This is a genomic window from Butyrivibrio sp., assembly GCF_017635265.1.
In the GTDB taxonomy this organism is placed as follows: domain Bacteria; phylum Bacillota; class Clostridia; order Lachnospirales; family Lachnospiraceae; genus Butyrivibrio.
The window spans coordinates 1-6,566 of sequence record NZ_JAGBLU010000105.1 but is presented as its reverse complement, the minus strand read 5'-3'; the positions used below and the strand labels follow the sequence as shown (position 1 = coordinate 6,566).

The following is a 6,566-nucleotide window of genomic DNA, read 5'->3' as shown; positions in this document are numbered from 1 at the left end:
TCAATGAACTTGGATAGCCTGTTAAGGCTTTCTTTGTTCCAAAAATTGATTTTGATATTTTCAAGGTACAATTGTTGTTATTTTTTATGCGAAAGCATCGGCTGAAAAAATCAGCCGGTTGCTGAGCATACACTAATTTAGTAAAAAAATCTCATATCAAATATATATGATATATATCATATATTTCAAAATATATCAGCAGATAAATTTCAGCTCTTTGATGGAATATAAGGCAGTAATGCACCTGCAAGATGTGAAACAGGCATGGTATGAAGCCATATATGTCCGGGACCTGTGATTACTGTGTTGAACAGCCCCTCCCCTCCAAACAGCGCATTTTTAATTCCGGGTACAGTCCTTACATCAATGGAGCAAGTAGAGTCCATAGCTGCGAGATATCCGGTATCTACAATCATACTTTGCCCTGCTGCAAGATCATATTCCTTGCAATAGCCGTCAAATTCAACAAAAGCTATTCCCTGTCCTGAAAGCCTCTGCATTATAAAGCCTTCTCCACCGAAGATTCCGGTGCCAAATTTCTTTTGAAAAAAGATATCCAGATCAACTCCCGCTTCACAGGCAAGAAACGCATTTTTCTGCGCAACTATATCATGCCCGGGGCTAATCTCGAAGGCTCTTATGGAACCGGGTACATTGGAAGCTAAAGCAATTGTTCCGGGTCCGCCTTCTGCTGTGAAGTTATTGAGAAAAATAGATTCTCCTGAAAAAGCCCGTCCCAGAATCTTTCCCATTCCACCGCCCTTTGTCTCCATTTTCATATTCGGAGTCATCCAGGCCATAGAACCGCTTTCGCATTTCAGCATTTCCCCGTTTTCAACGTCACATATAACAACAGGTAATGGTTCGCCTTCAATAGAGTATCGCATAAGCACCTCCTAAGAAAAAAGTCAACGTCGCTAAATATTATTTTACTTTTGGGAAGTGCATTTTTCAACAGTTCGTCGCATGGATGCAGCTTATTTTTTTACTTTTTTTACAAAAATAATATACGCAAAATGGTATAATTTATGTATAAATTTGAAGGAGGTGCATGAAATGAACGGAGTATTTATGAGATTTGTAATGCCTATCCTCTTCTTTGCAGCCGGATGCTTCACAATCTTTACAGGAATCACAAATATCAGAAACCGTGCAGTTTATACGGAAACAACCGGTGTAATTACTCATATTGAGGAAACATATGATTCTGCCACCGAAGATTATGATTATAAGGTTTCCGTAAAGTTCAATGCGGATGGTAAGGAAATTGAAACCGTTATGGGAGAATACAATGCTTCAATGTATGAGGGAAAAGAAATAGGCATTTATTACAATCCCGATGATCCGACCAAGATTATAGCTTCTTCCAAAGCATTTCCCATCGTCATGTTCAGCTTGGGAACGATAGGTATACTGGCAGGTATTACAACCTTTTTCCGCGGCTTGAGGGCAAGGCCATGACTTTTATGGCCTTTGGCTCAATAGAGTCAAACATCTAAACTGCCCTGATTTAGTACTGCGCTTTTACTCTCCCATAATTTCTCCATAGATAACCACAGCATTTCTGACGCATTCTTCGCATGGACATAGTGGCTTTCCATCTGTCATAGTCTTAAGGTCTCTGCATTTTATTGCTCCGCACCTTCCGGCAAATTCTTCCTGAATCTTCCTTGTCTTTGCAAGGGTGCCGCTTCCTTTTGTTTCAAGACCTGCAATCATCCCTGCACCAATGAGCGCTCCGCAGGTTGCCTCCATATTTCCCATGCCTGCACAGAACCCTGCTGAAATCTGAATCAGCTCTTTTTCTGAAAGTTCAGTCCTGTCAGCAAGTGCTGCTGTCACAGATTGCGCACAGTTATATTTTCCTGATGTTTTCATTTCCACAGCTTTTGCTGCTCTTTCCTCAATTGTCATAGTTTTATCCTCTCCTTGCCTTAATCTTGCAAATTCCCTGAGTCATTGTCCCCATTGGACAGAATGAACACCAGGTTCTCTCTTTGTAAATTGCCATCACAATCAGCCCTATAAGTGTGGATGTTAGCATAAGGCTGTAAAACCCAAAGCCAAACTGCGCTACCCAGTCAGGTAATATAGATCCATTATACGCCCATTTCCATGGTACCTTGAAGGTCCAAAACAGCTTTATCACCTTCCTAAGTGATCCTGCTCCCGAAAAAACAAGATAGGTCTGAAATATCATTGTACCAAACATTGTCATGAAAAATGTCAAAAAACCATACCTGAACCATTTGGATGAAATCCAGGAAGGTGCCTGTTTTCTTCGGGAACATTTTAGACTTCTTCCAAGCACCATAAATAACTGCCCTCTCCCACACATATGGTTGCAAAACCATTTATTGCCTCCTGCTATTGCAAATATAAGAGGCAGTATAAAATCTATCATACCAAGCCATGCAAAAAGAATATTAAAAAATCCTAATGCAAAGTATATAATTGTCCAAATCCAAAGGTAATCATACCAATGCTTTCTCTTTCTAGATGCCATCTTAAACCTCCTCAACCTTTACTGATCCTGCCGGGCATGCACGCTGGCATATACCGCAGCCCACGCATTTAGCCGTGTCGATAACCGCGTAGCAGCCCTTGTATATGCTTATTGCTTCTCTTGGACACTCACCAGCGCAGACTCCGCAGGCAACGCACCTGTTTATATCATTAACTGCCTTTCTCATTTGTCACCATTTCCTTCCTACCTAAATATTTACTTGATATTTACTTGATTTTTCTTGCCAATGCTTATATTGTATTAGGTATAAAAAATATATCAAGTACGCAGATTATATGTACTTAGTAAGGAAAACAATACCATGGGAAAAACAGCAAAAAAAGAGCCTTTGTGCAACAGTATTGCCGGTGAAGGCTGCGGACTAAAGAAGGTTATAAATATTGTAGGCGGAAAATGGAAAATCATGATTCTATGCGTCATCGACAACAACGAAACTGTCAGATATGGAGAACTTAACCGTTCTATCGCTGGAATCACCAATACCATGCTTGCCACTTCACTAAAAGAGCTTGAAAGAGATGGGCTTGTTGAAAGAAAAATGTATGATGAAATGCCTGTAAGAGTTGAGTATAATCTTACTGCCAAGGCGAAAAGCCTGATTCCTATCCTTCTTGAATTAAAGAAATGGGGAGAAAATAACCTCTGAAGCTCTTGGCACGTGACACTTTACTTGTAGCACTTGCTAAACGCGCTCATAAAATACCGATAGGTCTTGTAAGCATCACTCTTCTTAGCCTTGCAACACTTATTGGCTGGCTGCTTGGCGGCCCTGTAGGGGTAGGAACAATAATCTGTTCTTTCGCTACAGGCCCAATCATGCAGTTTGCCTTTAAAACGGTAAACTTTGATGCCACAAACGTCCATCATCAGCATCTGACGGATTCGCTAAAAATCATGGCTAATAAAAAGGCAGCATAAAAGCCTAAATGGTATCTTGGGCTTCAATTCCCTACATAGATTACCAAAAGACATTTTTTACTACAACAAAATAATATTTATAAGCGCTCTTTTATCTGCTCAATTACAATCTTTAGCGCTTTTATCCTCGCATATTTCTTGTCAACGGATTCAAGAACATACCAGGGAGCAAATGTTGTACTTGTCTTTTCTATCATCTCATCTATCGCAGTCTCATACAGATCCCACTTATCGCGATTCCTCCAATCCTCATCTGTAATCTTCCATTGTTTTTCAGGTGTGTTCTGTCTGTCGGTGAAGCGCTCAAGCTGAGTATCTTTATCTATCTGTACCCAGAACTTAATGATCACGGCGCCCCATTCATAAAGTTCTTTTTCAAACTCATTTATCTCGTTATAAGCCCTCTGCCAGTCATTCTCTGAGCAAAAGCCTTCAAGTCTCTCAACCATCACTCTTCCATACCATGTTCTGTCGAAAATGGTAATGTGTCCGGTCTTGGGGAGTCGAGTCCAAAATCTCCACAGATAATGCCTTGCCTTCTCGTGAGGTTCAGGGCTGGCAATCGGCTCAACTACATAATCCCTTGGATCAAGAGCTTCCGTTATTCTCTTGATGTTGCCTCCTTTTCCGGCAGCATCCCACCCTTCGTAAGCGATAATTACAGGAATTTTCTTTCTGTAAACCTTATTTCCAAGATCTCTAAGTTCCTTTTGAAGCTTTTCAAGTTCTTCATTGTATTCCTCATCAGTCAGAGTCTTATCTGTAAGTGAAATATCAGATAGCTTTGTTACTTTCTCCATCGGAAATGTGTTCTGAAGAATAGGTACATTCATCTTATGGTTAGTAAGTGCAATATCGATTCCCTGATTTAAAAACCTTAAAACTTCATATTCTGCCACTTTTTTATCTGTCGCATCAATAATGTACCATGGGGTTCTGGATTCATTGGTGTCTTCAAGGTATTTCTCATACACCTCAAGGCAGCTGTCATAGTTCTTGTTCTGCCTTAAATCTTCTTTATCAACTCTCCACCTTGTATCCTTGCTATCAAGAAGGTTTTCAAGACGCTTTTTCTGCTCCTTTTTTGATATATGGAAAAAGAACTTCATAACAAGATAGCCGTTATCGCACAACTGTCTCTCGATAACGTTAATTGAATGAATTTTCTTTTTATAATCCTCGTCGTTTAACTTTCCATCTATGACACCGCTGACAACCTCGTTCATCCAGCAAGTATCATAAAACCTGAATTTTCCGGCTTCCGGAATTTCCTTAAAAAACCTATAAAGGAAGGGATATCTCTTTTCCTCATCACTAGGCTCTCTGTCCATGGTCGCAACCTTAAAAAATCTGGGATCAATGTTTCTTATGACTTTTCCAATAATGGCACCTTTTCCGGCAGCATTCCATCCTTCGAAAATAACCATGACAGGAAGCCCTGCCTCTTTTATCTTCATCTGCGAAGCAGTCAAATGAGCTCGCTCCTCTTTTATCCGCATTTTAAGCTCGTCATCATTTGAGTAATCCGGTTTAACGAAATCTTTAAGCATGGCATACCTCCTCACAACAAAGCGTTAGCACACTACTTCATCAACAATCAGTCCTCATCATAATAATCGGAACTATCAGTGACACTTCCACCAAAAGAAGCCTCAGAGACCTTTATCATTTCACTGAGATGCTCATCAGATATATCAAGAACCCATGCCAGCATTGTTACGTTGTGGGCATGCTCCTCTACAGTAAACTTGGGACAAGTAAGGTAACTGTCAATCTCATCATTTAGCCTTTTCACGATATCTGCTTCCGATTTCATAAAAATCTCCCGATGTGAATGTTTCCGGTATCAATTTAATTGTATCATATATTTGTTTTTTCGTTCACATCATTGACAACAATCCCGACATACCTATTATATTTATGACAGCCAAAGATGATTTTTCATCCAAGAAGTAGGGCTTTATTCTTTTGAATAATACTTCCATTTGGATCTTGTCTTTACTTTCTGAAGTTTTTACCATACATAGTCATCAATTTATGCAAATAAAAAAACTCTAACACTTCCAGTACGTTTTTACGATAATATCTTACCATAAAAGTGTTAGAGTTTTGTTTCCTTCATGTTTTTGTTTTGTTAAAATAACTGCATATGCCCTAAATTGATTCCTCTATTACAGCTTTCAATGTCTCCGCAGACTTAAGAAGTGCTTCTTTTTCCTGTTCGTTTAGTCTGATAGGCACAGAGCCTTCAACACCTCTTCTTCCAACTATGGCAGGCATGCTCAGTGCGACACCATCAATACCATTTTCACCATGCTGTATGCTTGAGATAGGAAGTATCGATTTCTCATCCCGGATGATTGCTTCACAGATTCGCCTTACACTCATGGCGATTCCATAATATGTTGCGCCCTTCTTCTCAATGATCTCATAGGCACTGTTCTTTACATTCTCTGCTATTTCTTTCATAGATTTTTCATGTTCAAAATGTCCTCTCATCTCGCAGAAATCATGGATTGGAATTCCTGAAACATTCGCGCTGCTCCAGGCTGCAATCTCGCTGTCTCCATGTTCTCCAATTATAAAAGCATGTACGGAACGGCTGTCTACACTCAGATGTTCGCCGAGAAGATACTTAAATCTTGCCGTATCAAGAACTGTTCCTGAACCAAACACTCTGTTTTCAGGAAAATCGCTGAGTTTTGCCGCAGCGTAGGTAAGTATGTCCACAGGATTGGCCACTATCAAAAGGATTCCCTCTTTATTGTACTTTGCAATCTCCGGAATTATGGACTTGAAGATACCTACATTCTTTTTCACAAGATCCAGTCTTGTTTCACCCGGTTTTTGTCCTGCTCCTGCAGTAACTACCACAACAGCAGCATCTCCGGCGTCTTTATAATCACCGGAGTATATCTGCATAGGTTTTGCAAAAGGAAGTCCGTGACTGATATCAAGAGCTTCGCCTTCTGCTTTTTCTTTGTTCACATCAATCAGCACCATTTCGGAAAAAAGCCCGCTCTCCATAAGAGCGAAAGCTGATGCTGAGCCGACAAATCCACAACCTACTACTGCTACTTTTCTTTCATTAAGTGCTGCCATAATGTGCCTCCTTTTATTT

10 protein-coding genes are annotated in these 6,566 nt (G+C 40.1%); 3 read left to right on the top strand and 7 right to left on the bottom strand.

The window, feature by feature from the left end:
• Positions 1-209: 209 nt before the first annotated feature.
• Positions 210-887 carry a TIGR00266 family protein gene (locus tag J6O61_RS13160; protein WP_292214113.1) on the bottom strand — a complete coding sequence of 226 codons (678 nt, stop codon included), beginning with the start codon at positions 885-887 and terminating at the stop codon, positions 210-212.
• Between the two features lie 169 nt (positions 888-1,056).
• Between J6O61_RS13160 and J6O61_RS13155 the strand changes: the two genes are divergently transcribed.
• Positions 1,057-1,461 (top strand): DUF3592 domain-containing protein, encoded by a 405-nt coding sequence (locus J6O61_RS13155; RefSeq protein ID WP_292214110.1) that lies wholly within the window; start codon positions 1,057-1,059, stop codon positions 1,459-1,461.
• 63 nt (positions 1,462-1,524) lie between these two features.
• Here J6O61_RS13155 and J6O61_RS13150 read toward each other — a convergent pair whose 3' ends face one another.
• Genes J6O61_RS13150 through J6O61_RS13140 form a run of 3 tightly spaced genes read right to left on the bottom strand, consistent with a single transcriptional unit; the run spans position 1,525 to position 2,693 of the window.
• Positions 1,525-1,914, bottom strand: a complete 390-nt coding sequence (locus J6O61_RS13150) for a C-GCAxxG-C-C family protein (RefSeq protein WP_292214108.1) — start codon at positions 1,912-1,914, stop codon at positions 1,525-1,527.
• 4 nt (positions 1,915-1,918) lie between these two features.
• A complete protein-coding gene (locus tag J6O61_RS13145) occupies positions 1,919-2,506 on the bottom strand; it encodes a 4Fe-4S binding protein (RefSeq protein ID WP_292214104.1) in 588 nt (195 codons plus the stop codon).
• 1 nt (position 2,507) lies between these two features.
• On the bottom strand, positions 2,508-2,693 hold the full coding sequence (locus J6O61_RS13140) for a 4Fe-4S binding protein (RefSeq protein WP_292214102.1): 186 nt from the start codon (positions 2,691-2,693) through the stop codon (positions 2,508-2,510).
• Between the two features lie 135 nt (positions 2,694-2,828).
• Between J6O61_RS13140 and J6O61_RS13135 the strand changes: the two genes are divergently transcribed.
• Positions 2,829-3,173, top strand: a complete 345-nt coding sequence (locus J6O61_RS13135) for a winged helix-turn-helix transcriptional regulator (protein WP_292214099.1) — start codon at positions 2,829-2,831, stop codon at positions 3,171-3,173.
• A gap of 5 nt (positions 3,174-3,178) precedes the next feature.
• Complete coding sequence (locus J6O61_RS13130; protein WP_292214096.1) at positions 3,179-3,445, top strand: hypothetical protein; 267 nt, start codon at positions 3,179-3,181, stop codon at positions 3,443-3,445.
• Positions 3,446-3,522: 77 nt separating this feature from the next.
• On the opposite strand, the gene pap is transcribed toward J6O61_RS13130, so the two are convergent.
• From pap to J6O61_RS13115, 3 genes are all read right to left on the bottom strand, one after another.
• Positions 3,523-4,995 carry a polyphosphate:AMP phosphotransferase gene (gene pap, locus J6O61_RS13125; RefSeq protein ID WP_292214093.1) on the bottom strand — a complete coding sequence of 491 codons (1,473 nt, stop codon included), beginning with the start codon at positions 4,993-4,995 and terminating at the stop codon, positions 3,523-3,525.
• 47 nt (positions 4,996-5,042) lie between these two features.
• Entirely contained in the window at positions 5,043-5,261 is a 219-nt protein-coding gene (locus J6O61_RS13120) for a hypothetical protein (RefSeq protein WP_292214090.1), read from the bottom strand.
• A gap of 338 nt (positions 5,262-5,599) precedes the next feature.
• Complete coding sequence (locus J6O61_RS13115; protein ID WP_292214087.1) at positions 5,600-6,547, bottom strand: L-lactate dehydrogenase; 948 nt, start codon at positions 6,545-6,547, stop codon at positions 5,600-5,602.
• Between the last annotated feature and the right edge of the window lie 19 nt (positions 6,548-6,566).